We start from the raw sequence: 1,373 nt of genomic DNA, 5'->3' as shown, positions 1-1,373 counted from the left end.
ACAGTTGAAGCAGCCGGTCATTCCGCCGCATCGAGGTCAGAGAGCGCCTGTCGCCGCCGGGCAATGACCGCAGGATCGTTCATGAAATCCTTCCGACGTCCCGGACCGCGCGCGCGTCGAACGTAGCCGTTCTTCTCGCTGTTCGTCTTCACGGCGGGCTTCGTCTGCTGCTCCTGACGTTCCTTGATGTAGGTCAGGAGTTCACCGAGCCGCTTGTTCTCGGTGATCGCCGCATGCGTCACCCGCTGGTCCTTGTCGAACACCCGGTAGGGTAGGGAATGCCCCTTCCAACGCACATCCAGCCTGCCGTCGGCAAGCGCGTAGGTCTCGACATAGCGACCGACCAGCCCGCGCGTCACCTCGGTCTCTTCCAGCATGATCCGCTGGCGCTCGTACGAAAACGTCAACTGGGCACCGACATAACGCTGCTCACGTTTGCATAGCACGTCGCGCAGCCGATCCGGGGCAAGGTTCAGCGGCCGATGCAGATCATCAGATCGGGCAGGGGGAATGGCAAACTGGCGGTTATAGCGCTCCATGAACCGAGGCAGGAAAGCGTTGCCGTCGTCCATGCCGCAGACGCCCTCCAGACGCAGATCCTTAATCAACCGGTCCTGTAGCGTCCGGTTCATCCGCTCGACCCGGCCCTTGGCTTGACTCGAGTTTGCGCAAAGAATCTCGATGTTTAACTCGCAAAGTGCACGCCCGAACTGGGTCATGCCTTGGCCGCCCTTGGCATCCTTCTTCGCAACCCGGAACACCGAATGCTTGTCGGAATAGAAGGCGACGGGAGCACCATGCGCCTTCAGATAGAGTTCCAGCGCCTCGAAATAGCTGAACGCACTTTCCGAGCGCACAAACCGCAACTGCATCAGCTTGCCGGTCGCATCATCGATGAACACCAGCAATGAACATGGATCGCCGCGATCTTCGAACCAGCGATGCTCGGAACCGTCGATCTGAACCAACTCGCCGTAGGCCTCGCGCCGCAGCCGCGGCTGATGGAACGTCCGTCGCTGCTTGCGCGACAGCCACAAGCCGGCCTCCGACATCCATTGGCGCAAGGTCTCGCGCGACACCGTCAGACCATCACGCTCCGCAAGCTTCTCGGCCGCCAGCGTCGGACCAAAGTCGGCATAACGCTCGTGCACGATCGTCATGGCGTAATCGCGTACGCCGTCGCAGATCCGGTTGTTCGATGGCCGGCCGATCGCCTGGTGCCGGATCGACGCCGCACCGCCAGTGCTGATCCGCTCCAGCAACCGGCGAACCTGGCGGGTGCTCAGCTCAAGCACATGTGCCGCCGACACCAACGTCATGCGTCCGGCGATCACCTTCGACAAAACCTCAATCCGCTGCAGATCGCGCTCGCT

At 61.7% G+C, this 1,373-nt stretch carries 1 protein-coding gene; it reads right to left on the bottom strand.

Annotation, left to right across the window (positions count from 1 at the left end; translation table 11 throughout):
- Positions 1-17: 17 nt before the first annotated feature.
- On the bottom strand, positions 18-1,373 hold a 1,356-nt coding region (locus IB272_RS34425), incomplete at its 5' end, for an ISNCY family transposase (RefSeq protein WP_192445887.1).

Source organism: Ensifer sp. ENS08, assembly GCF_014852195.1.
GTDB lineage: Bacteria > Pseudomonadota > Alphaproteobacteria > Rhizobiales > Rhizobiaceae > Ensifer > Ensifer adhaerens.
This window is presented reverse-complemented; position numbering and strand designations above follow the sequence as displayed.